This window comes from Paenibacillus sp. CF095, assembly GCF_900101225.1.
Taxonomy (GTDB): domain Bacteria; phylum Bacillota; class Bacilli; order Paenibacillales; family Paenibacillaceae; genus Paenibacillus.
Map to the genome: position 1 here is coordinate 3,979,169 of NZ_FMZN01000001.1, position 25,338 is coordinate 4,004,506.

At 44.6% G+C, this 25,338-nt stretch carries 25 protein-coding genes; 12 read left to right on the forward strand and 13 right to left on the reverse strand.

The genetic code is table 11. From position 1 onward, the window contains the following. Positions 1 to 184: 184 nt before the first annotated feature. On the reverse strand, positions 185 to 2,131 hold the full coding sequence (locus BLS69_RS17665; RefSeq protein WP_256332320.1) for an FAD-dependent oxidoreductase: 1,947 nt from the start codon (positions 2,129 to 2,131) through the stop codon (positions 185 to 187). Between the two features lie 435 nt (positions 2,132 to 2,566). Between BLS69_RS17665 and BLS69_RS17670 the strand changes: the two genes are divergently transcribed. Continuing rightward, positions 2,567 to 3,238 (forward strand): 3'-5' exonuclease, encoded by a 672-nt coding sequence (locus tag BLS69_RS17670; RefSeq protein WP_017690193.1) that lies wholly within the window; start codon positions 2,567 to 2,569, stop codon positions 3,236 to 3,238. Positions 3,239 to 3,295: 57 nt separating this feature from the next. On the opposite strand, the gene BLS69_RS17675 is transcribed toward BLS69_RS17670, so the two are convergent. The 3 genes from BLS69_RS17675 to BLS69_RS32185 form a co-directional block, all read right to left on the reverse strand. Next, positions 3,296 to 4,267 carry a helix-turn-helix transcriptional regulator gene (locus tag BLS69_RS17675; protein ID WP_165980359.1) on the reverse strand — a complete coding sequence of 324 codons (972 nt, stop codon included), beginning with the start codon at positions 4,265 to 4,267 and terminating at the stop codon, positions 3,296 to 3,298. 151 nt (positions 4,268 to 4,418) lie between these two features. Then, on the reverse strand, positions 4,419 to 5,123 hold the full coding sequence (locus BLS69_RS17680; RefSeq protein WP_091033957.1) for a hypothetical protein: 705 nt from the start codon (positions 5,121 to 5,123) through the stop codon (positions 4,419 to 4,421). 207 nt (positions 5,124 to 5,330) lie between these two features. After that, positions 5,331 to 5,498, reverse strand: coding sequence for a hypothetical protein (locus BLS69_RS32185; protein ID WP_017690196.1), 168 nt, complete (start codon positions 5,496 to 5,498; stop codon positions 5,331 to 5,333). 330 nt (positions 5,499 to 5,828) lie between these two features. Between BLS69_RS32185 and BLS69_RS17685 the strand changes: the two genes are divergently transcribed. From BLS69_RS17685 to queF, 6 genes are all read left to right on the forward strand, one after another. Beyond that, positions 5,829 to 6,284 carry a hypothetical protein gene (locus BLS69_RS17685; protein ID WP_036611459.1) on the forward strand — a complete coding sequence of 152 codons (456 nt, stop codon included), beginning with the start codon at positions 5,829 to 5,831 and terminating at the stop codon, positions 6,282 to 6,284. Between the two features lie 18 nt (positions 6,285 to 6,302). Then, a complete protein-coding gene (locus tag BLS69_RS17690) occupies positions 6,303 to 7,007 on the forward strand; it encodes an AIM24 family protein (RefSeq protein WP_091033959.1) in 705 nt (234 codons plus the stop codon). A gap of 386 nt (positions 7,008 to 7,393) precedes the next feature. Then, complete coding sequence (gene queC, locus BLS69_RS17695; protein ID WP_091035125.1) at positions 7,394 to 8,071, forward strand: 7-cyano-7-deazaguanine synthase QueC; 678 nt, start codon at positions 7,394 to 7,396, stop codon at positions 8,069 to 8,071. Continuing rightward, positions 8,068 to 8,559, forward strand: coding sequence for a 6-carboxytetrahydropterin synthase QueD (queD, locus tag BLS69_RS17700; RefSeq protein WP_036611465.1), 492 nt, complete (start codon positions 8,068 to 8,070; stop codon positions 8,557 to 8,559). Before queC ends, queD begins: the two co-directional genes overlap by 4 nt. Beyond that, positions 8,552 to 9,325 carry a 7-carboxy-7-deazaguanine synthase QueE gene (gene queE, locus BLS69_RS17705; protein WP_091033963.1) on the forward strand — a complete coding sequence of 258 codons (774 nt, stop codon included), beginning with the start codon at positions 8,552 to 8,554 and terminating at the stop codon, positions 9,323 to 9,325. The genes queD and queE overlap by 8 nt, the downstream gene beginning before the upstream one ends. Before the next feature lie 148 nt (positions 9,326 to 9,473). Continuing rightward, complete coding sequence (queF, locus tag BLS69_RS17710) at positions 9,474 to 9,965, forward strand: preQ(1) synthase (RefSeq protein WP_017690202.1); 492 nt, start codon at positions 9,474 to 9,476, stop codon at positions 9,963 to 9,965. Positions 9,966 to 10,093: 128 nt separating this feature from the next. On the opposite strand, the gene BLS69_RS17715 is transcribed toward queF, so the two are convergent. Beyond that, complete coding sequence (locus BLS69_RS17715; protein ID WP_091033965.1) at positions 10,094 to 10,306, reverse strand: hypothetical protein; 213 nt, start codon at positions 10,304 to 10,306, stop codon at positions 10,094 to 10,096. 254 nt (positions 10,307 to 10,560) lie between these two features. On the opposite strand from BLS69_RS17715, the gene BLS69_RS17720 reads away from it, so the two are divergent. After that, positions 10,561 to 11,835, forward strand: coding sequence for an MFS transporter (locus BLS69_RS17720; RefSeq protein WP_176872761.1), 1,275 nt, complete (start codon positions 10,561 to 10,563; stop codon positions 11,833 to 11,835). A 423-nt stretch (positions 11,836 to 12,258) separates the two neighbouring features. Here BLS69_RS17720 and BLS69_RS17725 read toward each other — a convergent pair whose 3' ends face one another. Further along, complete coding sequence (locus tag BLS69_RS17725; protein ID WP_091033968.1) at positions 12,259 to 12,747, reverse strand: prolyl-tRNA synthetase associated domain-containing protein; 489 nt, start codon at positions 12,745 to 12,747, stop codon at positions 12,259 to 12,261. Positions 12,748 to 12,805: 58 nt separating this feature from the next. After that, a complete protein-coding gene (locus BLS69_RS17730; protein WP_091033971.1) occupies positions 12,806 to 13,651 on the reverse strand; it encodes an EcsC family protein in 846 nt (281 codons plus the stop codon). A 201-nt stretch (positions 13,652 to 13,852) separates the two neighbouring features. On the opposite strand from BLS69_RS17730, the gene BLS69_RS17735 reads away from it, so the two are divergent. The 4 genes from BLS69_RS17735 (at position 13,853) to BLS69_RS17750 (ending at position 17,282) form a co-directional block, all read left to right on the forward strand. Then, positions 13,853 to 14,299, forward strand: coding sequence for a hypothetical protein (locus BLS69_RS17735; protein ID WP_091033973.1), 447 nt, complete (start codon positions 13,853 to 13,855; stop codon positions 14,297 to 14,299). A 101-nt stretch (positions 14,300 to 14,400) separates the two neighbouring features. Beyond that, positions 14,401 to 15,390, forward strand: a complete 990-nt coding sequence (locus tag BLS69_RS17740) for an ABC transporter permease (protein WP_091033976.1) — start codon at positions 14,401 to 14,403, stop codon at positions 15,388 to 15,390. 117 nt (positions 15,391 to 15,507) lie between these two features. Beyond that, on the forward strand, positions 15,508 to 16,623 hold the full coding sequence (locus BLS69_RS17745; RefSeq protein ID WP_143023591.1) for an ABC transporter permease: 1,116 nt from the start codon (positions 15,508 to 15,510) through the stop codon (positions 16,621 to 16,623). Continuing rightward, entirely contained in the window at positions 16,620 to 17,282 is a 663-nt protein-coding gene (locus BLS69_RS17750) for an ABC transporter ATP-binding protein (RefSeq protein ID WP_091033980.1), read from the forward strand. Before BLS69_RS17745 ends, BLS69_RS17750 begins: the two co-directional genes overlap by 4 nt. Positions 17,283 to 17,392: 110 nt before the next feature. On the opposite strand, the gene BLS69_RS17755 is transcribed toward BLS69_RS17750, so the two are convergent. The 6 genes from BLS69_RS17755 to BLS69_RS17780 all read right to left on the reverse strand — a co-directional run bounded on the left by BLS69_RS17755 (position 17,393) and on the right by BLS69_RS17780 (position 25,144). Continuing rightward, positions 17,393 to 18,376: a glycoside hydrolase family 43 protein gene (locus BLS69_RS17755; protein ID WP_091033982.1), complete on the reverse strand. Its 984-nt coding sequence runs from the start codon at positions 18,374 to 18,376 to the stop codon at positions 17,393 to 17,395. 988 nt (positions 18,377 to 19,364) lie between these two features. Then, positions 19,365 to 20,786 (reverse strand): arabinan endo-1,5-alpha-L-arabinosidase, encoded by a 1,422-nt coding sequence (locus tag BLS69_RS17760; protein WP_091035130.1) that lies wholly within the window; start codon positions 20,784 to 20,786, stop codon positions 19,365 to 19,367. Positions 20,787 to 20,842: 56 nt separating this feature from the next. Beyond that, on the reverse strand, positions 20,843 to 21,685 hold the full coding sequence (locus BLS69_RS17765) for a carbohydrate ABC transporter permease (protein ID WP_036611483.1): 843 nt from the start codon (positions 21,683 to 21,685) through the stop codon (positions 20,843 to 20,845). A 26-nt stretch (positions 21,686 to 21,711) separates the two neighbouring features. Then, positions 21,712 to 22,602 carry a carbohydrate ABC transporter permease gene (locus BLS69_RS17770; protein WP_036611613.1) on the reverse strand — a complete coding sequence of 297 codons (891 nt, stop codon included), beginning with the start codon at positions 22,600 to 22,602 and terminating at the stop codon, positions 21,712 to 21,714. 157 nt (positions 22,603 to 22,759) lie between these two features. Continuing rightward, complete coding sequence (locus tag BLS69_RS17775) at positions 22,760 to 24,100, reverse strand: ABC transporter substrate-binding protein (RefSeq protein ID WP_091033985.1); 1,341 nt, start codon at positions 24,098 to 24,100, stop codon at positions 22,760 to 22,762. 132 nt (positions 24,101 to 24,232) lie between these two features. After that, positions 24,233 to 25,144, reverse strand: coding sequence for an arabinan endo-1,5-alpha-L-arabinosidase AbnA (locus BLS69_RS17780; protein WP_053061664.1), 912 nt, complete (start codon positions 25,142 to 25,144; stop codon positions 24,233 to 24,235). Positions 25,145 to 25,338 lie beyond the last annotated feature (194 nt).

Below are 25,338 nucleotides of genomic sequence, written 5' to 3' on the forward strand. Positions count from 1 at the left end.
GTTGCAACCCTGTATGGGCATTCTCTTCCGCAGCTCGCGAGGTAGGAATTTATGAAGCAGCTACAGGAACCTTGCACCACACTGTCCCCTCTCTGTTGAAGCTGGCTTGCACAATCATGTCCTCGTTATAACGCTGTTATCATTTTTGACCACATTAGTTCATTTACAAGTAATTGTCAACCAATTAGTCGAATACAACTCCAGAATAATACTCCACTACATCACGAATGAGCATAAACGCATCCCCATTGGTAAGATTGTTCTTGTCAGCAATGCCAGCAAGCGTGTTGTCACTTATAAAGTTTTGCGTTTGCAATTGAGCAAGTGCCTGTTCAAGTGAAGTTTCAGTTTCTGAAGATCCCATTGCCAGACATAACATATACGCAGCATGATCCAATGTTAAAGGTAGGGTTACGGCATTCTCCATATTTGCTAGAGCTTGGTCGGCACTGCCTGTGTAGGCTTCTGGAAACATCGCTTGCATTCTTTTCAATTTACTTAAAAATCGTTCTGGATTCATTCCTTTATCCAGTTCCCAACCATCGTTATTATAATTGCCTGAAGTCATATACATACTCGCTGCAGCCAATAATCCCTTGTAATCCTTATGCTCCATGTAATCAGGCTGCTCGAAACGATGTACTTTCAGATCCATACCCTGATTCTCCAGCATCTTACGTAGTTCAGATGCTCGCTCTTCTGAAGTTGAGAGTTCGCGGAAGGACTCCTTATGGATATATGCCAGCTTGACCGCTGCCCCTGCTGCTTCTCCCTCTGCCATTCCCAGTGGGACAACTCTTGCACTACCGTGTGGGATTGTATCATAACTTGCTGCACGTCCAACGACGAGCAAACCATCAACCTTTAGTGGTACGAGCGAGCGAAAGGGTACACCATATTGAATTGGACTTAACATAATTGTGCCGGGATTTCCAACACTTGTGCTCTGAATATCAATATCGTATGAGCCGTATCCGATGGCATCCCAATGATCACGATTTTCCATGACATCAGCTAATGTTAATCGGTACTCGCCATAGATATGACGTGACTCCCTCACATAAAGTTCGTTCGCTGTTCCAGCATATTCTAGCCCTGCAAATTCATCATAATTTTTCTTCAGAAAATCAACAATTAGCGGGGCTTCTTTACGCCCGATTTCCAGACCTTTTTTCACAGATATCGGATCTAACGGATCTACCCCAAAGATTTGCATCGTATTAATCAAGATTGTATCATCATTTTGTCTTCCGATATTCAGACTGCGAATCTTAATATGTTGTGGATTGGAGCATTCATATTTTCTAGCATCACCGTACCCCCAAGCACTCATCTTATCAACCCCGGTTCCCTCTCTTTCCCTAAACTTTTGCCATACCTCATCAGTAACACCGCTTAGCTTGAATACAAGCGTAGAGACCATTTTGGATTTACCATCTCCAATATCTTGTCTGCCTATGGAATATGGAACTCCTGCAGCGGCTGCAATATCCGCATCTTGCGTCGCATCAATGATGGAGCGGGTTGAGATCTGAACAGTTGTTCCATCTTCTTTAGTTATACTCATACCCGTTATTGTCGTGTGATCTCCCGTAGATTGTTCAGTAAGTGGAACTAATTCCTTAGCATTCATCAACAGGTCAATATTAGGTTCAGAACGAACCATCCGATAGAAAATGTTAGCCGCTGTATTGGTATCAAATGAACTACCCTCGATCTGGTCAAACCATTCCTGGAAAATGCCTTTGTTCAAAAAGTCAGGCTGCCGTAAACTACTCAATAACTGCGGTTGTTCAGGGGAATAATTTAGATCCAGCGTATTAAGGCCTCCCTCGGTCAACAATCCTCCCAACATGTTGCGATCTCTTGCTTCCACCAGCAATACACGCATCCCATTACGAGCAGCTGATAAGGCAGCGGTAATACCTTCCGGATCCGTTCCAGCTACAATAACGTTATAGGAATCTTTCAGGTTTAGTGTAGATTGCACGTCCTCCAAAGGCTGCCATACATAATTATTATTAAATTTATAATTCTTGTTCCAAATATAGAATGCACCATATGCAGCGCTCATTAAAACAATAAACACACTAGCTGTAATTGCTGTTATTTTCAATTTTCTACTAATCAAAGAAACAAACCTCCATATGTACTTTAAATTCAATAATACTAACTCGTGAAGTAGTTTTCCTATGTTATACCAACAACCGACTAACTTTTTCTCCTTTCCTACATGAGTATGCCATAAATAATAAAAAACTCCCCAACACTTCAAACGGTGTTAGGAAGTTTTGATAATAAGACGGAAAGTTCTACTTTGATGTTGCCATAGATACAAACAAAATATAGGAAAGTCCCTAACTTTCCTCATTATAACGACCACTTTTTGTGAAGTAAAGACTTACCAAAACCGGAAATGCATCAGAAAGATCATTAAACACTCAGACTGTCCGTTCATCCTGACTACAATGAATTCTATAGCGATGGCTGACATGGCAGCACGTTCCCTGTAATATAGAGAAATAGAAAGCTATCACAGGTATTAATTGATAAAGGAGCTTGTCCTATGCCATATATCATATATGATCTTGAATTCACGGTAAGCCGCAATACTCGCTATTCTTCTGAAATTATTGATATCGGTGCCGTCAAAGTTACGGAAAGTGCGGATGGATTGGTCGTAACGGATACGTTCCATACGTATGTTCGTCCTTCCAATAAGTCTGTTCTGTCCACTGACACAATTCAATTTACAGGTATCACACAGAAAGATATTGATGCAGCGCCTCTTTTTCCGGCAGCATTGAACCAATTCATTGCCTGGATGGGAAGTGACCCCTATTACATGTGTTCCTGGGGACCCGATGACCGCAGCAAACTGATCTCTCATTGTCGCACCCATCAACTTGATGTGGCCTGGATCACCAATCATAACGATCTCCAGCAACAATGGTCCCGAACCGTTCGTAAAGAGGGAAAGTTCCGTCAACTCGGACTCGCTCAGGCTCTTGAAATCTGCGGAATTGAATTTGATGGTACCCAGCACCGTGCCTTGGATGATGCCATCAATACAGCCAAGGTGTTTATGCATCAATTTGACCGTTTCACTCTGGAAAACAACTGTGCAGCCGATGATGAGGGCATTACTTCCAAGGTTGTCTATTCCAGCTCCACAGAAGATGAAGAAAAAGAATCTCCATTTGGCAATCTGGCAAGCCTTTTCAAAACCAAAGAGTAACCGTCCACAGCACAGTACTTAATCGTGTCTTGGCTTAGGATGGATGGCATTCTAATCTCAACTTTTATTGTACATTTGTTGCCAATAGTTTAGGCGTTCTTTCATCTTGATGCGGCAGATCTCAGGTTCGAGAATTTCCGCATCAGGTCCATATTTAGATATCCATACGAGAAATTCGTCAACATCACTTAATATGGCTTCAAATAACAGGCTACCTTCCGGTTCAATGGTTAGGATGGGTCGCATAAAAAATTGCTCCTGCATCACACGCTCCACAGCATGGGGTGCAAATCGAATTTTGAACGCAGTCCACTCCGTACTTCCCTCGTATGCCCAAGGAATGCGGAAGTGCGATTGCATCAGATAATCCTCTTTGCGAAACGTGCGTGGCAATATCCGTATCTTTTGCAGCCGGCTCACCTGAAATATTCGAAGTTTCTCCGACAGGTGACAATACCCTAACAGCTCAAATCTGTATTCACGAGGGATAAGACAGTAAGGATCTATACGTACGATCCCTTTTTTACCTTGAGACAGATACTCCCCTTCAATGGTGTTCTGTGAAATGCCAGCCTGAAGCAGGGTAATCATGGATTGATTCTGCGAATCGTTGTTTTCATTTTGCCATGCGGGCAATCCCGCTTTGAACAATCCACTAATTTGCTCCGACCATTCCACTCGTTCTGTTTTGTTTTTCTGACTCGAAGCAACCACTTTCTCATAAGCGCTCTCAAAAGCAGGTTTCAGCAAAGGACGAATATTCTCCATAACTTCAGCAAGATGCATGAAAGCTTGGGCTTCTTCATCAGACCAATTTAGCGGATACATGGCAAATTGGCTGATAAACATGTACCCTTGTCCGTGTCCCATATTGGCGATCGGGATATGCATTGCACTGAGGGCCTCCATGTCGCGGTATATCGTCCTTTCCGTCGTCTCGCATCGCTGGGCGAGCTCACGTGCCAGTATGCCCGGCTTGGCCTGCACCAGTGTGATAATGCGCATTAATCGGATTAGTCGGTCTGTCATTTTGCCGGACCCTCCACGATGTTGTTTCAATAAATTTGATACAACTCCATCCATTGTTTAATATGATATTGATACATACATTCGACCTTCTCCTAAACTTCACCTTCAAATATGTAGACTCTCTCTATACCGTTACCATCTGAAATCAACCCTATTCCCCTAATATCTTTTTTTCACGATCATGATATCCTGTTGTAAAGGTGATCCCGTAGTGATAACGCAGCTTTTCAACGATCTCGGCTTCCGCGTAATAGTCCAGATCTTGCTTCCGTGCAGCTTCAATTAACAACGCATCAGCATGGCGACGCAACATATTACTTCCCTCCTGAACCCGGCCTCTTTCGTAGGCGCGCAGGGCTTGTTTGATCAGGGGCACGGTTTCACTTAATTTGATCGTCTTCTCCACCTTGGGATCTTCCGGCTGGCGCAACATACCCAGATGACTGGTGTACTGAATATACAACTGTTCTCTTCGTAACAATACACGTTGACTTTGCTTCAACTTCCTTGTGCTCCAGTAGGCTGAACATACGGCAGCTTTTCCTGATACACGAGGTCCCATGACGAATTCAAGCAAAATTTGTTTACTTTCTCCCTTGTACATATCCCCAAGCCTCAATAACCAGCCAATATCCGTTTCTTTGGAACGACATCCATAGATGCCTTTTAGCTGCACTCCATATTCCGGTTTGAGCAAAAGTTCCAAATCTCTTGATACAATTTTGGGTGCTATTTTCCTAAGTCTTTTGGCAGGGGCACCGTTACGCCACTCTACCATCATATATACGGGGTCGGCTCCCCCTGTCGGTATGGCCTCTTTATTCCACGAATAAGATACTTCAAAGACTGAGTTCACTGGTAGTCTCTCCCCCGATTTATATGTATTATCTTCTAAGTTATCAGGGTGAATGGACACTATATTGTCACGGAACACATGTTCTCATTAAATTTTTCCAATATATTAGTTTTATATCCCTAAATCCGTCTCAATACGACAATAAACGACGAAAAAGCCTGGCACTAGGCCAAGCTTATCAATCACTTATCTATGACAAGTCCCAAATTAAACAGTAGGATGATCGATTCCCATTTTGTGTAAATATTGTACACCATCTGCTTCGTTTACCGGTGCATAGGTGACACTGTCAATGACCAGCTTACGCCCTACTGGCTCTCCATTCACAGTGATCATGATTGTTTTGGTTGATGTGTTCTGATCTGTTGTGTACATATGTTTCTACTCCTTCATGTTCACGATCTTATATTCAATCGGATATATTGGTATCGTTCATTAAATTGCGCATTTGTGAATAGCATGCACCCGGAACTGAAGTAAAAGATCTGTAAAACGGTCCGGTGTGCTTGCCTATCGTTCTATTACCCCACAGATTTGTAAGTTAAACAGCCCTGTTCCTAAATAATTTTAAATATTTCGGGTAATAAAACGATATCATCTTGAACCCATCGTCCCGGTTTTGACGTATAATGTAAGAGCCGTATTTCAACAATAGACGACGAATTCGGCGATTGATCTATCTAACCGAAGAAAGAGGTGTTAACGATGCCAAAATCCATTCAGGGTTATTTCATTCGGGTGTTATTCACCACATGCATTCTATTTACCGTTTCGATCGCTTCAACAGTAAGTGCAGCCAGTGCCAATATTTTTACGGATATATACAGCGGATGGGAGCGAGTCTCCGAACTTCCCGGAGAAGTGAACGCTCTGCAGGAAAGTTATAAGCAAACGATGGAGCAACTAAATCAAACGTCCGCTCAGTTGGGACAAGCCCAGGCCAATGTCGAAGCATTTAAGACCCAGAACGAACAACTGCTGGCTCAGAACCAGAAACTCACTGAAATGGTAAGTAAATTACAGGACGACCAGAATGCCAAAGCAGCTACCACCAAACGAATTCAGACGACGATCATCACTGTCGTTTCTCTCATATTGGGTTACTTTGTTCTGATTCGTGTGATGCGCTGGGGAATGCGTCGCCGTTCGGGCCGAGTATAAAAGAACAGGAGCAACTGCATGAACATACACCTGAACAATGCTGAAGCAGGCGGAGCAGGACAAGTCGTCACATTTTCACTCATTAAAGATGACCGCCTTCATATTTTGCATCCGCAGCAAATTGTGGCCTTCCGCGGTCCAAGTGGGAGTCGCAATGATAAATTCATGAATATCACGGGCATATATCGCAAAAAAAAGCTGATTAAATCCGAAATCACCGGACCTTGCCAATTTGTGGCTGCCCTGCCTCCCGGATTCACGATGAAGGAAGTGGAGCTCACGGAGGACAGTGATCTGCTCTATGACTTCCGCCACCTGTTCTTCTACTCTGATGGTGTAACCATGCATACCAAAATTCAGAAAATCAAAAACATGCTGATCACCCGTGATGCAGTGAAAATGAAATTTTCCGGCAAAGGCAAAATCGGATTGCTCACTCAAGGCCAGGTCTGTCAACAGGAACTTCACCCAACAGCGCCGCTTTATGTGGATGCTGGCAGCATTATTGCCTATCCCGAAAATGCACATCTGGAACTCACCGTATATGGTAACAACCTTGCCAGTCAGCATATGAATTATCATTGGAAGATGACAGGACATGGATCTGTACTCTTTCAGGCTGGACGTGAGAATCACCGCTTGGAACAGGATCGTAACGATGAGGGACTGTTCAAACGAATTTTGAAAGAAGTGATTCCTTTTGGCAATGTATTGATCAAATAAACTGATCAAATAAGCTGTTAGTTGATGGAGCCGACCGATTAGCTGCCACTATGCTCCAGTGGGGTGGTCACCACACGGTTTCATGTTATAATGGTTCAGACAATTAAAGAAGAAAATCCATGCCTGTGGCATGGGAGAGGTTCGCGAACTCCCTCTATAAGACTTGACCATGTGATGGTCAGTATAAGTCTTGCGTACACGTTGCGGTCACTATGCAATCAGGTACGTAAAAAACTAAGGACACTTACTCTTACCTGCTTTTTTGAAGCGGTTATCGAGAAAGTGTGTTTTTTGATGGATGCCAGTTCATGAACTTCTCTGTTCTTCCGACACTCTATGCCTACGTGCATGGTTTGATCTCAAGAAGATAGAGAGGTTTTTTTATGTTGAACGAAGAAAAAGCAGTCGTAGTATTCAGCGGCGGTCAGGATAGTACCACGTGTCTGTTCTGGGCCAAACAACAGTTTGCCGAAGTCGAGGTCGTTACGTTTGATTACGGCCAGCGCCACAAGCTGGAGATTGAATGTGCAGCCGAGATCGCTCGTGATCTGCGTGTACAGCAAACGGTACTGGATATGAGCCTGTTAAACCAGCTTGCCCCGAATGCCCTCACTCGCACGGATGTAGAGATTACACATGAAGAAGGCGAGCTGCCAAGTACATTTGTAGATGGACGAAATCTGCTGTTCCTCAGTTTTGCGGCCATTATGGCAAAGCAAAAAGGAGCACGTCACCTGGTTACAGGTGTATGTGAGACGGATTTCAGCGGATACCCGGATTGCCGGGATTCATTTGTGAAATCGATGAATGTGACACTTAATCTGTCGATGGACTACCCATTTGTCATTCATACCCCACTCATGTGGCTGGACAAAGCCCAAACATGGAAGATGGCCGATGATCTCGGTGCCTTTGATTATGTCCGCGAGCGTACCCTGACCTGTTATAACGGCGTGATCGGCGATGGATGCGGAGAATGCCCTGCTTGCAAACTGCGCAAAGCCGGACTGGATCGCTATGTACAGCAACGTGCAGCTGAATCTGCGGGAGTGGATGTACGATGAGAGAACCCGGAACATTCCGTATTGTAGAGCATCTGCAACGCATCGGAGAAGATATTCTACCCACCCAGCTGCGCTATCACCGCAAACGTGTGCTTGTAAGCAAAGAATTCACCTTTGACGCAGCACATCACCTGCATTGTTATGAAGGCAAGTGCAAAAACCTGCACGGTCATACGTATAAAGTTATTTTTGGCATCAGCGGTTATCCGGGTGAAACCGGGCTGACAGTTGATTTTGGACATATCAAAGATATATGGAAAACTCAGATTGAGGGCTATCTGGATCATCAGTACCTCAACGAGACACTTCCTTTAATGAATACAACGGCTGAAAATATGGTCGTATGGCTGTTCGAACAGATGGAACATGCGCTCCAGACGGAGCCCTATGCCGGGCTGACCGATGGTGGTCGGACGGAGTTTGTCCGACTCTTCGAGACACCAACCAGTTACGCGGAAGCGAGACGGGAGTGGATGATCGATGAGTAGTATTGTAGAACAGAGACAGTCGCGCGAACGCAACCAAGAGGCGCGTATCCCTGTGATGGAGATTTTTGGTCCGACAGTTCAAGGCGAAGGCATGGTCATCGGGCAAAAAACGATGTTTGTTCGCACCGCGGGCTGCGATTATCGCTGCTCCTGGTGCGACTCGGCCTTTACCTGGGACGGCAGTGGCAAGGACCAGATTCGGATGATTACGCCAGAGGATGTATGGGAAGAATTGCGCCGCGTTGGCGGCACGCGTTTCTCCCATGTCACCATCTCTGGCGGTAATCCCGCCCTGCTCGCTTCGCTGGGCGGGTTGGTTGCCCTGCTGCGGGAGAACGGCATCCGCACCGCGGTGGAGACGCAGGGCTCTCGCTGGCAGCCTTGGCTGGCGGACATTGACGAAGTCACCGTCTCGCCCAAGCCACCCAGCTCCGGCATGGACACCGATTGGGCCGTGCTGGATGATCTGATCGAACGGCTGGCCGCTGGCCCGGTAGAACGAAGTCATAGTCTGAAGATCGTGATCTTCGATGAGACAGACCTGGACTATGCCCGCCGTGTGCATGCGCGGTATCCGGGCACGGATCTATTTTTACAAACGGGGAACCCGGATGTGACTTCTGCCGATACGCCAGATCTGGCGTCCTCGCTACTTGCTCGTTATGAGTGGCTGATTGACCAAGTTAGTGCATCTGATGACCTGAACAACGTTCGTGTGCTTCCGCAGCTTCATACGTTGGTATGGGGCAACAAACGCGGCGTCTGATGGGCAGTACTGGTGGAATGGGCAGCATAATGTAAAGATGCGGACGAAATGTCCTCAGACAATGAAGAGAATTAAACAGGCAAATGGCCTATTCATATATACCGCGAGGCTTTGGGCTTTGGCGGAAACAAGGAGCGTTTAATAACCGATGAGACAACCTGATGAGATGCAAGATGTGACGTTGCTGGGCAACCAGAACGTTAAATATACGTTTGAATATGATCCGGGCATCCTGGAGAGCTTTGATAACAAACATCCGTACCGCGATTATTTTGTAAAATTCAACTGCCCGGAGTTCACCAGCCTGTGCCCGATTACGGGTCAGCCGGACTTTGCGACGATCTATATCAGTTACATTCCTGATATCAAAATGGTCGAGAGTAAATCACTTAAGCTGTACCTGTTCAGCTTCCGCAACCATGGTGATTTTCACGAGGATTGTGTAAATATCATCATGAACGACCTGATCAAGCTGATGGACCCGCGCTACATTGAAGTATGGGGCAAATTCACACCGCGCGGCGGCATTTCCATTGACCCGTATACGAACTACGGTAAACCGGGAACGAAGTATGAACAGATGGCTGACCACCGCATGATGAACCATGATATGTACCCGGAGACGATTGATAATCGTTAATGGATTCCGAAAATAAAAGCAAAAGCCGAACTCTTCCATCTGAAGAAGTTCGGCTTTTGTTTTTTTACAGTTTATACGATTTTTATACGAAGTTCAGCTTTCTTCTAAATCCTCGATTCAACTGACGTTCAAGTGGCTTGATCTTCCTTTAGTTCTTTGACTTTTTTAATGTAATGTCTCAACATCAAAACACCAATCGATTGAAAAATGATAAAGATGACGATAGCAGCAGATAGAGATTTCGGTGCAACATAGATGGCCTGAAACGTTATTACAGCCATATATACAATGGTCATTACCAACTCACGTTTGGCGGTTTCATAAGGTGATAAGGATTTCATATCGATCCCTCCTCTATCCTTCTTACACATAAATATGGATCTTCTTACATTAGATGCTAAAGTAATATGATTCTTTATGTAAATGTAATGCTATAAATAAACACCTCAGAAATAGAGTTGAATTCTTCAACGTTTTCCTTTGTTCCCCTTGTCGGCCCAATCAATCTATCCTATTATGTAACAATATGCTTACACGCATAGAATACAACATCAGGCGCTGATCCCTCGTGACCGCGACCAAAGGAGAATTGTACATGTCTACACAAACCTCATTAACCAAGGACGCCACAGCGCGTTCGAAAAACCCACCCGGATTGGATGCCCAAAGCACCGTATACCGGATACTCATTGCGATCAGTCTGGTTCATCTGTTCAATGATTCAATCCAGTCGGTCATTCCCGCCATTTTTCCGATTCTGAAAGACTCTATGCATCTCACGTATACTCAAATCGGATGGATCTCATTTGCTATCAACTTTACCGCTTCCATTATGCAGCCTGTCGTAGGCTGGTTTGCTGATAAAAAACCGACACCATCTATCCTGCCCATTGGCATGGGTTTTACATTTACCGGCATGTTGCTGTTGGCTTTCGCCGACAGTTATATGGCTGTCCTGATTTCCGTTATTTTTGTCGGTCTGGGTTCCGCTGCTTTCCATCCGGAAGGTTCTCGTGTATCACACATGGCTGCCGGTCAACGCCGTGGACTGGCACAGTCCATCTTCCAGGTTGGTGGTAACGCTGGGCAATCCCTTGCCCCATTGCTTACACGCTGGATCTTTATCCCGTTTGGACTGTTCGGTGCCATTGGATTTACAGGCATTGCTGCCATGGGAATTGCAGTTCAGATCTACATAGCTCGTTGGTATGGACGTATGCTGCAATCGGGAGGATATCTGCGTAGACAGGCTGCTGCTCGTCGTGCACCCAATCCTGCTTTGCGCAAAAAGATTACTGCCGCCATTACGATATTAATCTTGCTTGTTTTTGTTCGTTCTTGGTATATCGCTTCCATCGGCAGCTTCTATGCGTTTAATCTGAAAGATACTTTTGGATTATCCACAGAGGACGCACAGATCTATATCTTCTTGTTCCTGGCTGCGGGAGCACTGGGTACGTTCTTTGGAGGACCTCTCGCGGATCGATTCGGCAAACGTAATCTGATCTTCCTGTCCATGGCCGGAGCTGCTCCACTTGCTCTGTTGTTACCTTATGCGAATCTGTTCTGGACAGGTGTACTGCTAACCATTATTGGTTTTATCATGTTATCCAGCTTCTCGGTTACGGTGGTATATGCACAAATGCTGATTCCAGGCAAAATTGGAACGGTTTCTGGTCTGATCACAGGTCTGGCATTTGGTATGGGAGGTCTGGGCGCACTCGTGCTAGGGAACTGGATTGACGTTTTCGGTGTATCACCTGTGATGCAGATGTGCAGCTTCCTGCCCCTGCTCGGGATCTTCACGTTCCTGCTTCCATCCGATAAATTACTGAATATCTGGGCCAAAGAAAACGGTAGTGAAGAGTAAAGAATACATCAACTGGTGTCCACTTTTTATTCTATATTAGATCCAATCCTTAAGTGGCAGCATCGCCCTTATAAGACGTTATCTTGCGCTAACGAACCTTACAGCACTTATTTGAACGAATACTGCCGGTTTCCCAATCTAAAGAATCTGAGCGACGCTATTCCCGAGAAAAAGGCCAAAAACCTTGGAATGTGCGTTGAAATGCAGAAATAACGTGTCTGAGATTCTTTAGAAATCGGGATTATTAAAATATCGCCAAATAACGTCTGCTGATTTCGTTAGATTTCACTTTAGTCACCTGCATTTACAGTATGAATAAAAAGTTCAACCATAACAAAAAGGTTCCCGCCATCTCTGTATATACAGAACGGCAGGAACCTTTTTTTGTTATATATGTTTTTCTCGTATTTAGCTTCAAACGTATTATTCAACGTCACACATGATAACGCTGCTGCCATGAGCTGTAATCAGTTCCTTCACATCTTCAAATTCAAGAAATACCGTCGCCGTATTTTCCATCGGATGAATTCCGATTTTCTGACCGACTAGATCCTTGTCAAAAACTACCGTCACGTTTTTCTGTATGTTATTAAACACTCCCATTGGATTTACATGGCCCTTTTCCAATCTGAGGAATTCCAACAAATCCTTTTCACTGGCAAAACTTAATTTGCGGCTAGGTATCTTTTCGCTTAAACTTCTCAAATCAACGGACTTCGTCCCAGCAATCGTCACCAGATAATAGTTGCGCTTCTTGTCATCACGCAGAAACAGATTTTTAACGATACGTTCTGTATGCGGAATCTGATAAGAGAATATTTCCTCCATCGTGTATACTGCGGGATGTTCAATACTTTCGTAAACGATATTATTGCTATCTAAAAGATCATAGAAACCCTGTTTGTTTAACATAACAAATTCATCTCTTTCAATATAAATATTCTTTTATAATACTACTTATTCTGTAACCTTATTTCAAACGCTGAAGGATCAGCCGTTTTTTGTACAGCATTTTACCTGCTTCGGCTACATCTCGAATTGTATTTTTGTTGCTCACCGAACCAAACACCATGCCGGCAATCGGCACGAGTTGGAACAGCTTCTTCCAACCAAAGGATTCACTGTAGGAGTTAAACACTTCCCGCCACCCCTGCATCTGCGATACCACTTCAATTGGCTTGTCCGGATCGTCGTAAGCGGCCAGTTCTTCGATAATCGCTTTCTTGCCTACAATATCGGCAGAAGAGAATTGCAGACATTTGACAATAAATATACGTTCCAGCGGTTCATCGGGATCATAGCCGTAACATAGTGCCATCTCCTGCAGCACCTTCAGAGAAAGCCCCATTACCATCGGAATATCTGCTGCAATGGTTACAATGCCACCAAAACCTGTAGCTGCTCCCTGAGCCGCGGCAAACTTCGTTCGACTCTCGGTAATGTTATCGGCCACCTGATCAAGCACTTGAAGTGGCAGATTCTCTACACTATGAATCTTGGCTGTGCCCTCAGCTTCAGCATCCTGTTCCAGACGATAGGTCGTATCCATCATGGAATAACCGGACCTCTCGGCTTCCTCTTGCAGCAGCTTGGCTACTTTTTTCTTCTGTACGAGGAACTTGCCCCCATTCTGCACATACTGACCCACGTCGTTCAAGGAATCTCCGATCTTCTGTTTCAGCGCTTTAGGCATCACTTTATCCAACATCGCAAAGGGCAAACGCCCGATTTTATCCCAAATAAACAAGTCTTTCTGTTGTTTCTCCCATTTCAAAATCTGTTCAAGTTCCTTGTCCAACGTCTCGCGTGAATCCATATATGATCCTCCTATCCATTATATCTATCACTAGTCATACCTGTTATATACGTGAAAAAATCATTTGAGTTACTACTATTAAATAAGGTATATTTGTGTCTATTTCAAAAACAAATGATTGTACTATTTTCTATTATATGGAATAGGTGTATAATGTTATAACAGGTTAACGAGGTGAATTAAGAGAAGGGATGGTTCATTTTGAAGAAAAAAATTATGGCAGTTGCAATGTGCTCAGGTCTATTATTAAGCAGTATTCCTGCATATGCAGATGGAGATTCCAATCAACCCAACGATCCCAATCTGGTTATTTCAACGAAAGAAGAGATCACGATCCCTGGTAATGTTACTTTCGCTACTGACCAGGTGGTTCAAGCTTCATCTATCACCTATGATCACAAATCGGGAATAGATTGGGATCGAGGCAGCAGACAAGTTTGGGGAAATACTCAAGCCAAACAAGGCTCGGTGAAATTAGACAGTTACTCAAGAGCACGCTTTGAGCGTGCGTGGTTTCAGGGTGGAGGATCTTACGGAGACTCTGGTAGAGTGTGGAGTTCCAAAAAAGGAAGATCTTATGCCCGTTCCGATTGGGAATACTATAGCACAACAAACTCTGGTGTCGCTAAAACATATTACGGCATTTAATTAATTCTCGTTTGATTTGAATTTTGCACTCGATACATTACTATATTTGCTATAAAAATAATAATATTAATTCACCTTTTGACCTGTCTTGGAGGATACCCATGAATATTATTCGTCTAACAGCAAGAATTAGAGCTTTCGATATATTTTTGGTAGTTGTTATGAGCCTATTCTGTTTCTCTTGTTTATTTACGATGTTTTATCATCAAAATGTAAATCATATTCAGAAACTCAGTAATAATTTTTATGATGAGGATTCTCTATTTTTCAGAACATCACAGGCTAATTTTGATTTTACATCTTTATATGACAGTCTTCCTCATAACAGTGTGCTGTTCAGTAAATTTTTTGGACGAGGTGAGGATATACGTGGCGTCGTATACAAAGGAAGTTATGCTTCACCTAATATAACAAGTGGAAGATTCTTCGAGGAGACCGACTTTACATCTAATGCGCATCTAGCGGTCATTGGTAAAGATGTGCCTATTCGCAAGACTGTTCATAACAAAAAGATGATTGAATTTAACAATTTGAATTATGAAGTTATCGGGACCATAGGTTACAACCTTCCAACTCGGATGGATCGCACCATTTTACTTAATTTAAACGCGGATAATATCACGTCAAGTGTCGAATATATTGTTAGTAGTTCAAGCGTACAAGATAGTTTTAATTTTATCGGAAATGAGAACATGTTTGGACAAGTCACTCTGTTTGAAAGAGAAAATGTAAATATTTTTCATCTCGTTGATCGAGGAAACAGGCAATTGATCACTTCCATTATTTTTATCTTTATACTGTTAGTTAATAGTCTATCTGTACTTATATTTTGGATTGAAAAGAAAAATAATGAAATGAGAATTAAGTGGAACAATGGATATTCTAAACGGAAAATCATAATAGATAATTGGAAAGATTTCGCCCCTTTATTATCTACAGCCTTAGTTTTGGCAATTTGCTCTTCTTGGTTTATAGGTGGTTACTTACAGAGTATCCATGTAAGTGTTCTACATACATTGGTAGGTATGATCATCCTGTTTTGTTCATTTTCATTATCTGTGATTTTTATTTCCTATAGAAAGCTGGCCTAAAGGTGATCTATGATACTCAATTTGCTGATTGAATCATTAAAAGAACGCAGGCGAAGAACGATATGGATCGCATTACAGTGCACCGTATCATACGTTTTAATTATTTTGATATTGAGCTTGAATTCTAATACACAAGAACTTTCAACCAGTGTCCAAAATGCTGCATCCACTTTGTATAAAGTCAATGATCATTATTTTGATGAACAGGAACGGGACTTCCTCGCTCAATCTGATCATTTGCAAACCTTAAATGACCTGTACGAGTGGGAAAAAAACAATCCCCTTTTTAAGTATATTGTTGCAAGCAAACAACATCTTTTTTTAGATGTTCAAGACTTACCTGCAAAATTCCAGTATGGGTATGAGGCTGGACAAGAGACTCCAGATGCCTATGAAAGTATTCAGGTAAATCAAGCGTTTATGGACCACTTTTCTATCCGTACTCATCAGGGCAGTATTTTCCGTGCAGGGGATTACGATATAAACAACACGATCATTCCTATTGTTGCAGGTTACGAATACAAGGATTACCTTCAGCTTGGGCAAATTTTAGATGTGGGCTATATGGGGATAGATTTGAAATGCAAGGTCATTGGCATTCTGGAGAAACACAGTTTTTACAATGATGGATATTCGTTGAAATACCTGGATCGGGTCGTTATGCTCCCTTCTTTTGAAGCAGAGGATATTTATGCTCATGATGGAACGTTTATGTTGAGACTACTTTGGGATAAAACCAGCGGGTATATACATTCTTCCCTCTCAGCAAATTCAATTCAGGAGCTTTTCACGAAAAAAAGTTTACAACTTGACATGGAACCTTATGTCGTAGAGGGTGTATCCAATTTTTATTTGACGATGTGGGGCCTTGAGGGAGAGCAACTACAACAGGTATTTATTATATTTGCCTTTGTCATTGGTGTTACGACTCTGTTCAGCTTATCTACCAGTATTGCCGCTAAAATCAGCCTGCGTCAATTTACGTATGGGGTCATGATTGCCAACGGGGTGAGTAGATTGGTCATTAATTTATCCATTCTTCTGGAGATATTTCTCGTAAATACCGTTTCCCTGCTTATGGCCTTTTTATTGTCATATGTAATGATTAAAAGTATAAGTATTCCAACTTTGCTGTTATTCAGTATCATACTTTCGGTTATATCCTTTATTCCTTCATGGATAACAATTAATCATCTACAATTGTCAAAAACAATACGGGGTGGAAACCAATGAGTGTAATTGCCTTAAAAAACGTCAATAAATCTTATGGTACAAGAATGATACTTTCTAATGTCTCCTTTCGTGTAGAGGATGGAGAATTGGTAGGAATCATAGGCAGAAGCGGGTCTGGAAAATCAACGCTATTGAACATTCTAGGTTGTATGGATACAGCTGATGAAGGGGAATATTTCTTTGATAATCAACTAATCAAACCCAAAGATGAAAAGCGAAAAACAAAGTTACGGCGAGATGAAATTGGCTTTATTGTTCAAGATTATGGACTGATTAAAGAAAAAAATATCTTTTATAACATTGCCCTGCCTTTACTAAGTAAGAACACCCCCAAAAAGGAATTGAAACACCGCGTTGAAGCTATTACCAACCAGTTGCACATTTCTGATTTAGTCCATAAATATCCCAATGAGATTTCCGGGGGTGAAGCTCAAAGAGTGGCTATTGCAAGAGCACTTATCAGAAAACCCAAAATCATCCTGGCAGATGAGCCTACAGGTGCTCTAGACGAGTCCGCCGAGTCCAACATCTTGAATATCCTTCAATCTCTAAATGTAACAGAAGGTGTTACCATTGTACTCGTGACTCATAATCAGGTGGTATCCGATATTTGTAAGAGATTATATACCATTGTCGATGGGAAAATGGTTGAACTGTAAAATAAGTTTCTTCTCCATAATGAAGACCCGTAAGAAGCGCACTTTGAACAAGTGCTCTCTACGGGTCTTTCTGTGTGTAAATGAGTTATGAAGGCGCACAACCTTGTAATTTAACCTTTCACTTCAACTACTGCGCTGCCATCTGGGACCGGAACACCGAAATCAGGTGTGCCATCTTCACGCCAATGAATTACTTGAGCACGGGCATGGCGGTTCGGATCATACAAGGGATCACCCTCGATGTCTTTGTAATTACGGGCATGATAAATCAGAATATCGGTCTTGCCATCCGGTGACACCGTAAAGCTGTTATGGCCCGGACCGTATTGGCCGTTCGCTTCACAAGTCTGGAACACCGGCTTGGGTGATTTCACCCAACTCGCCGGATCAAGCAGATTGGCATCTTCATCTGCGGTGAGCAAACCCATACAATAATTGTAATCGGTCGCGCTGGCTGAGTATCCAATGAATAACCGTCCATTACGATGCATCACCGCTGCTCCTTCATTAACTTTAAAGCCGATGATTTCCCAATCATACTCCGGTGTAGAGATCATGACCTGTTCGCCGCGTAGCGTCCACGGGTTTTCCATTTCGGAAATGTACAGGTTCGAGTTGCCCACAATATCAGGATCTTTCTGCGCCCAGACCAGATAGCGGATTCCCTTATGTTCAAAGGTCGTTGCATCCAGTGCGAATGATTCCCACCGGGTGTAAATCTGCCCTTTCTCTACCCACTCTCCTTCGAGTGGATTCGCGGAATCGTTCTCTAGAACATACATCCGATGATCGAACAGTCCTTCGTTGGTCTCACTGGTGTGAGCCGCAGCGTAGTGTATGTACCATTTGCCATCGATAAAATGAATCTCCGGTGCCCAGATGTTGGCACTCATTGGCCCTGTGTCACGCTTGGTCCAAGCTGTTACTGGCTTGGCATCTCTTAACTCTTCCAAAGTCTCTGCTCGCCGGATCTCAATCCGATCAAAGGCTGGTACAGAAGCGGAGAAGTAATAGTAACCATCTGTATGACGGTACACCCAAGGATCAGCGCGCTGCTCCAGGATGGGATTAGTAAATTTAATGGAATCAGTCATGGGAATGCTCCCCTTTCAAATGTTGTTTGGCTCGAAGTTTGGAGATGTAACCCAATTGCGCAAAAAACGAAAACCTTTTTGGGGTGGTGCACAGCGGACGTTCGGGGGTGGTAGGGCCTTGGTGCTCTCTTGTCCTCCGATTTCTCTTTCCACCGCTCTTGGCGGTTGAAATCGGATGCCAAACTCGCTCCTGCGGCTCCTTCCTCCCCCTCACTGCTTGTGCACCATCGGAGCGGTTGCTCGCTTTTACCGCGCTCGCTGAGTTACAACCTCACTTCGAGCCTTTTTGTTGGCTCGGTCTTATGGGGTCGACCGCTTCGCAGGGTCAACTCTCCCCATGTAATGCAGGGCTGGCGGCAGAGCTATTGGCCGGCTTGTCATGCACAGCGGGCGTTCGGGGGTGGCAGGGCCTTGGTGCTCTCTTGTCCTCCGATTTCTTTTGCCCACCGCTCTTGGCGGTTGAAATCGGATGCCAAACTCGCTCCTGCGGCTCCTTCCTCCCCCTTACTGCTTGTGCACCCTCGGAGCGGCAGCTCGCTCTCACCGCGCTCGCTGGGTTACAACCTCACTTCGAGCCTTTTTGGTGGCTCGGTCTTATGGGATTGACCGCTTCGCTTGGTCAACTCTCCCCATGTAATGCAGGGCTAGCCGCAGAGCTATTGGCCAGCTTTGCCATGCACAGCAGACGTTCGGTGGCGGTAGGACCTTGGTGCTCTCTTGTCCTCCGATTTCTTTTTATCACCGCTCTCTGCGGTTGAAATCGGATGCCAAACTCGCTCCTGCGGCTCCTTCCTCCCCCTCTCTGCTTGTGCACCCTTAGAGCGGTAGCTCACTTTTTTCGCGCTCGTTGGGTTACAGCCTCACTTCGAGCCTTGAATGTAGCTCGGTAAATATAGTGTGGACCGCTTTGCCCTGAGCCGACTCTCCCAACCAAGTGCACGGCTGGCCTATAATCTTGTGGCCAGCTGTGCAACCTCTGGGTCGACCCTTATTCCTCTACAGCGCTGATCTGCTTGCCCCAGACCGCCACACCGCGGTCATTGAGCCCTGTCACCACCAGCGCGGGCTGGCTTCGCTCCCAGTCCCAGGACGGCAGCAGCTTCAGCTCTTCCGTGGAAGCTCCGCCCCATGGGCTTTCTTTCCACTTTAGTGTCAGTGTTTGTTTGCCATCAAATGTCCAGGTTCCTGAACCTTTTTCACTTTGAATTTTACCGTTGCCCGTTAGGGTATAAGGCACGGCTTGAATTTGCCCGTCTACGGACGGATCAAGCGCCATGCCTTCCCACTCCCCGGCTATCATGGACTTCGGAACATCCTGTGCTGTTTCACCAGCGTAACGTTCAGGTGAAACGACAGGCCAACCATCCTTCGTCCATAACATTTTGCGTACATGCAGATATGGCCAGTTTTTATCCGTCTCACCCCGTGCATGATGCACGATGTAATAATCGTCTCCGTCCTTCAACACGGAGTTATGTCCGGGCGCAACCCAGCCCTCGCCTTCTGTGAAGCGATAACCGCCGAGAATTTTGGTGCCGATCTCATATTGCGGCAGATGATCCGTATCCAGCATGTTATTGCCGTTTATGTCCGTGTATGGTCCTGTGATTGAATCAGCCCGCGCAACCCGCACGTTATAATCTTCGAACAAGGAATCATATGAGACGAACAGATAATACTTTTTGAACTCGGGGTTATACACAATGTAAGGACCTTCGACTGCACCTTCTTCGGTAGCACGATCCCGAGCGGCAATGCGTGTACCATAACCCTCGTCCTTAAATTTCCCCGTCTCCGGATCGAGTGGCGCAATATAGATGCCGTCAAAAAATGAACCGTATACCATCCACGAATTGCCCTCGGCATCTACGATGGGATTGGCATCAATGGCATTTAATTTGTCCTGTTCATTCGCAGAGGTTTTCACAACCAGTCCTTCATCTGTCCATGGACCTTCTGGGGATGAGGATGTCTGAAGACCAATAGCCGACTGGGTACTGCCAAAAGAAGAAGCCGAATAATACATCCGATAGGAATCACCAGCCTGAATCACATCCGGTGCCCACAGATTGACCGCACCTGTCCAGTCCAGCGCTTCTTGCGGAATCCCGGGCAGAGCCTGACCTACCCATGTCCAGTGGATCAGATCATCCGATTTGCGTACCATGACGCCGGGTTTCGCTTCTCCTGCTACACGAACGTCTGTGGAATAGACGTAGTATCCCTGATCTGTTTTGATAATGGCTGGATCATGCGCATTGTTCACCGTCCAGCGTGATTCATCGTCCAAAATGGAAGTGTCATACAACTGAGTATCTTGAGGAGCTTCAGGGAAGAGCGGACGGGACACCGTTTCTCCTGCTCCTTCTCCGGAACAACCTGTAGCTCCAACAACTAACAATAACAACATGGAAGCAACCACTCCTTTTCCTGAATTCGACCACCGTCGGAATTTCTTCCGCTGGTTCATCCCTTCACTCCTGAAATAGCAACCGACTCAATAATCTGTTTCTGGAAGATCAGGAAGATGATTAATACAGGTAACAGAGCCACAATCGACGCCGCCATAATAAGTGGGTAATCGGTTTGAATTGCATACGTGGCATTAAAGTTTGCTATAACGAGCTGTAACGTCTGCTTCTCCGGTGAATTCAGATAGATAATCGGTGCCAGATAATCATTCCAGATGCCCATGAACCAGAGAATCAACTGTGCAGCAATCGCCGGTTTGATGAGTGGAAACGTAATACTGGAGTACAGCCGGAAGTAGGAACTTCCATCGATTTTGGCCGCCTCAATAATCGCATCAGGTACACTAAGCAGGTATTGGCGCAGGAAGAAGATCATGATTACGTTACCGAACAGGCCAGGAACAATCAGTGGTAACAGCGTATCCACCCAGCCCAGCTTCGCAAACATGATGAATTGCGGGATCATGACTGTTGGATAAGGAATCATCATGGATGCCAGCAACGCGAGAAACAGTTTATTTTTGTGTGGGAATCTTAATTTGGCAAAAGCAAAGGCTGCGATACTGGACGTAAACGTACCCACCACCGTTACACTCACCGCAACGATGAGGCTGTTTTTGATCCCGCTGAGCAGCGGACCTGCTTCCCAGATTTCTTTATACTTTCCAAATTGGAATACTTCAGGTATCCATACAGGCGGAAGCGCGAACACATCTTGCTTCTCCTTCAATGACGTGGACAACATCCAGATCAGTGGTGCAATCATTGCAATTGCCCCAATCGCAAGTACGATAAAAATGATCGAGTTTGTTAATTTCCTCTTTTGACTGTAAGACATCTCCGGTTCACTCCTTTCCTTGACAATCAATCCCCATCATAGGCTGATTTTTCGTTCATTTTGAATTGCACCAGGGTAATGACAAAAATGAAAATACCAAGAATCATGGCCATCGCTGAGGCATAACCCATCTGCAAGTTACTGAAGGCTTTCTGCCAGATGTAGAAGACGATTGATGCCGAAGAATATTCAGGACCACCCGTAGGTGTCATAATGTTCATCTCGGTGAAGATTTGGGAACCACCAATGATATTTGTAACAATGAGGAAAAAGGTAACTGGCTTCACCATAGGCCAGGTGATATTGCGGAAGATCTGGAACCCATTGGCTCCATCCAGTTCAGCCGCTTCGTAGTATGTACGTGATACACTTTGCAGTGCCGCCAAGTACAATAACATCGTGTATCCGAGACCTTTCCACACCGTCATAATAATCAGAGCGGGTTTGACCGTGTCTTTGTTCGCGAGCCAGTTAGGACCTTTAATCCCAAACAGATCAAGGAACTGGTTCACTAGACCATAATCCCCGTTGTACGCCCAGTTCCACATAATGGACACCGCAGCGAGGGAAGAAATGACTGGAATGTAATAGATCACACGGAATGTCGTTGTGCCGGGAATTTTACGATTCAGACCCATGGCCAGCAACAATGCGAGCAACAATCCAATCGGAATACCAAGCATCAGGAAAAATGTATTAAACATCGCTTTGTAGAAGAGGTCATCCGTGAGCAAATCCTTGAAGTTGGCCAAACCGATAAAGTTCATCTGTCCCAGTCCGTCCCAATCCGTAAAGGAACCATAAAGGGAGTAGAGGAACGGGAACATGACAAAGATCAGCAATCCAAGAATCGGAGGTAAAATAAACAGATATCCGTACAGCATCTCTTTGCGATACAAACTCGATTTCGTAATCACGGCGTTCACCCCTGTTTCTAGTATCAGCATGTGGCATTCTTCGATTGAACCTTGCCGATCAACGAATGCCACATGCCCGTATGGAATCCAATAAGTTCCAATACGAATGATGCCAGCAGCATGATTGCAGGCTGCCGGCATCACCCTTTCCTATCTACTATTTCTGAGATTTCTTTTCTTGTTCAACCGCTTTGTCGAGCAGTTTTTGCATTTTCGGTTGTTGCTGCTTCACATAGTCTGCGGCTGTAATCTTGCCATCCAATACCGGCTGGATGTCTGTGAAGAACAGGTCATACCATTCCGCATTGTACGTGTAGTTACCTGGCAGAGCCCGGCCGTAATCCTCAACGATATCAATGAATTCCTGTTTGTTGGCTGGTTTCGTGGATGTATCTTTGGCCCACTCGTCTGCCATATCAAGCAAGTTCGGAATCTGTACCTTGGCATCCACCAGTTGCTGCATGCCTTCCTTCGAAGCTGTAAGGTAGTTCACCAATGCTGCTGCTTCTTCTGGATGTTTCGTTTTCGCAGATACTCCAATTCCCAGAGATCCGATCCATGTTGCCGATTTGCCAGTCGATCCCGCAGGGAAAGGTAGCAAATCATAATCGAAAGGTAATTTCTCAAATGTACTCATATCCCATGGGCCTACAGGGAAGAAAGCCATTTCACCTTTCATCCAGCGTTGATACGTATCCAATGTTTGCGCTTCCTCAATGGAAGGTGTGATTTTGTATTTGTTTTGCATATCTGCGAAGAATTGCAGTGCTTCCGCGAATTTTGGATCATCAATCGTTACCTTAGTTTTGGTCTCATCCAACCAATCCCCACCGTTGCTCCATACAAAGGATTGCAGTGCCCACTGTACGTTGAATCCGGTACCGTACACATCCGGTTTACCGTCCCCATTGGTATCTTTGGTCGCTTGCTGGTTCACCTTGATGAACTCTTCCCATGTGTATGGTTTATCCTTGTCAGGGAGTGGGATGCCCTCTTTTTCAAACAACGTTTTGTTGTAGCCCAGTGCAAATGGCCCCAGATCCTTCGGCATACCGTAGATATCGCCCTGTCCTGCCATTTTTCCATCATAACGATACAGGTCCACGCCGTATTTCCAGATATTATCGAGATCCACATCCGGATTGTTTTCAATATACGAAGTGAGGTTCATCAGCACATTGCTGTTCACATACGCTTTCACGTCACCCGGATTGATATAAAATACGTCAGGCAAGCTGTTGCCTGTAATTGCCGCTCTCAGCTTGGTCGCATATTGATCCGCAGCCGTTACGATAATTTTGACTTTCACACCCGGATGATCTTCTTCGAATTTCTTGACCACCGCTTGGTATGCTTTCTGCTCGTCTGTACCGCCGCGGAACATAAATGTTAACTCCTTGTCCCCACTTGCACCGCTGCTTCCTCCGCATCCCGCAAGTACCAGCGCACTTACCAGCATAAGAAGCATAAATGTGACCCAACTCTTTTTCTTTACCATCTGAACCCCTCCTGATCTGGACTTGTAACCGTATTCAATTGGATGAAATAAGATTTCTGTTGTTAAATTTATCAAATCCAGATCACTTTAGTCAACACTTTTATAAAACATTTTATATTTATTTAAAACAAATCAGTATTTCGGCCAGCCATTCGAGTCCCAAAGCAAGTCATTAATCAGCAATTTCGGATTGCCATTATCCTCTGCATCATAGGCATGTCTTGCGATGACATTACCGTTGTACACGTCCTGACCACCTGGACCTTTCCATTTCACATTGCCTGTATCCAATATCGTTCCGCCACCATTCAGCATATTAACTCCGTTTTTGTCCACATAAGGGCCTGTTATACTGGTCGAACGTCCATAGACCATTTTGTAGGTACTGTTCACCCCTTGGCAGCAAGAATCGATGGAAGCAAACAGGTAATAGTAACCGCCACGATATACAATACTTGGTCCTTCAATAGCCCCTCCGTTATTCGGGCGCGCAGCAATGGAAGTTATACTTCCCGTCGGTTTCATCGTATTTTTGTCCAGCTTGACAATCTTCAGACCGCTCCAGAAAGAACCGAAGGCCAGCCATGGATTGCCTGAAGCATCAATGACCAGATTCGGATCAATGGCATTATAATTATTGGCGGTCGTGGTTTGAAGCACCAATCCTTCGTCCTTCCATTGCCCTGCACCAATACTGTTCGCAGACGCAAGACCAATTGCAGACCGATTGGAGCCAAAGGTAGAGATCGAATAATAGAGCCATACTTTTCCGTTATACTGCTCTACATCCGGTGCCCATACATCCAATCCGCTTTGTCCCGGAACGGCAGAAGCCCACCAGGATGGCTTACTTAAGAAGATTTGTGGAACACGATACCAGGACGATCCATTATCGGATTTCAATACTTGAATGCCCGGGCCGGTTGAAAAAGTGTACCAGGAACTGCCCTCTTTGATAATCGACGGATCATGAACAGCGGTATCTCCGGTCAGATTCCAGAACGCCGCCAAAGCTTTTGACTGACCTGCCAGCAGTAATACCATCACAAGTAATGCCGGTAACGCCAACCGTTTCCACTTAAACCTCTTCACATTGCTTAACTTTTCCAAACCAAACTCCACCTTTCCTGATCAAATGGTTAATTAGGTTCATGAAGTAATGAATCAATTTAGGTATAATAGGATTATAAAAGCGGTTACATTACATTTCAATGGTATATTTCAAATATATGTGAACT